The organism is Protofrankia sp. CiP3, from assembly GCF_917627345.1.
In the GTDB taxonomy this organism is placed as follows: Bacteria; Actinomycetota; Actinomycetes; order Frankiales; family Frankiaceae; genus Protofrankia.
Genome location: NZ_CAKJTM010000134.1, coordinates 5,585 through 7,365, shown reverse-complemented (window position 1 = coordinate 7,365; position 1,781 = coordinate 5,585). Strand labels below are relative to the sequence as shown.

The following is a 1,781-nucleotide window of genomic DNA, read 5'->3' as shown; positions in this document are numbered from 1 at the left end:
TCCGCCGCCTTGCGATGCACGCACACCAGCCCCGCTCCTTGATCCAAGCCCCTATTGCCGGGCGCTCTAAGATTGGAAAAAATCATTTTTGCTCTGTGTATCAGGTTGCTCTGTGTATCAGGCCGACGGGGCTTGGCCGGCCAGGCTGGCAGGTGGACCGTTGACAGGTGAACCACGGGAGCGCCCGTCCGCAAGATCGAGCAACCGCGCGGCGAGCTGGGGGCCGGTGGAGTCGGTACCGCCAGCCGGATCAGCAACGGCGATCAATGCCGGCCGGCAGATCACCAGGACTGTGTCGTCGCCAGCGATGGTGCCCATGACCTCCGGCAGCCCCGCCCGGTCCAGCGCCGAGGCGAACAGTTGCGCCGCACCCGGCGGGGTCCGCAGGACGAGCAGGTTCCCGTTGGCCTCCGCCGAAACGAGCAGATCCTCGCAGAGCCGGCTGAGTGGCAGCCGCACGGACTCGGTCGGCGCCAGGTTGACATCGACGGCATATACCAACGCACCGTCCGGGCCACGCACCTTGGTCGCGCCGAGATCCTCCAGATCACGGGACAGCGTCGCCTGGGTGACCTGGATACCCTCCGCCGCCAGCAACCGAGCCAGCTCCGTCTGCGAACGCACCCGCTGGCGGGCTATCAGGGCCGCGAGCCTCGCCTGCCGCGCGTGCTTGGTCAGCGGCGCGGCAGCGTGCCGAGGAATCCTGGGTACCTGGGTGCTCATACGGCGGCCTCCGTGGCGCTCGCTGCGGGGAGCGCCAGCGGCCAAGGAGCCTGACGAAGGAGGACGCCGGGGCACACCATCACGGCGTGACCTTGCCAGCCAGCGCCCGAGGGGACGGCCGCGAGACCGGATTGCTCTGGTCGAGCAGAAACGCCAGCAGCGCTTTCTGGGCATGCAGCCGGTTCTCGGCCTGGTCGAAGACGACCGACCGGGGGCCGTCGAGGACGGAAGCCGTGATCTCAAGGCCACGGTGCGCCGGCAGGCAGTGCATGATGATCACGTCAATGGCGGCGGCCTCCACCACCTTCTCATCGAGCTGATACGGCTGAAAGACCAGCGACCGGCTGTCAGCTTCGCTCTCCTGGCCCATCGAGGCCCAGACATCGGTGTACAGCACGTCCGCACCGGACGCGGCTTCCCGCGCGTCGTGCGTCACACTGACCGCGCCACCAGTCCTCGAACAGATCTCGGCTGCCTGCCGCAGCACCTGCTCGAAAGGCTCGTATCCGGGCGGCGAGGCCACCCGGACCCGCATGCCGGCAAGCGCGCCAGCCAGCACCAGCGAATGCGCGACGTTGTTGCCATCCCCGAAGTAGGCAAGGGTCAGTCCAGCGAGGGCGCCGCGGTGCTCCCGGATCGTCTGCAGGTCCGCGAGCGCCTGACACGGATGAGCATGATCAGAAAGAGCGTTGACCACGGGCACCGAGGCCGCCGCCGCCATCCGCTCCAAGCGGTCCTGCGCGAACGTCCGCACCACGATCGCGTCGACATACCGGCTGAAGACCGCCGCCGTGTCCTCGATGGACTCGCCTCTGCCGAGCTGGGTGGCGGCCGCGTCAACGACCACGGGATGGCCACCCAGCTCGGCCACGGCGACGTCGAACGACATCCGGGTGCGGGTGGACGGTTTCTCGAACAGCAACGCCACCGAGCGGCCGGCAAGTGGCCTGGGCCCAGCGTCGCCCACCCGGCGGGTCGCCTTCACGCGGTCGGCCGCGTCGAGCAGGGCAGCCTGTTCACCCGGCGTCAGGTCGGTGTCGAGGAGAAAATGTCGGACG

Annotated in this window: 2 protein-coding genes; both read right to left on the bottom strand. The window is 68.6% G+C overall.

Annotation, left to right across the window (positions count from 1 at the left end):
- Window positions 1-117: 117 nt before the first annotated feature.
- Complete coding sequence (gene argR, locus MJ797_RS24070; RefSeq protein WP_239341545.1) at window positions 118-723, bottom strand: arginine repressor; 606 nt, start codon at window positions 721-723, stop codon at window positions 118-120.
- 79 nt (window positions 724-802) lie between these two features.
- Window positions 803-1,781, bottom strand: a 979-nt coding sequence (argF, locus tag MJ797_RS24065; protein ID WP_239341543.1) for an ornithine carbamoyltransferase, incomplete at its 5' end; no start/stop codon positions are given.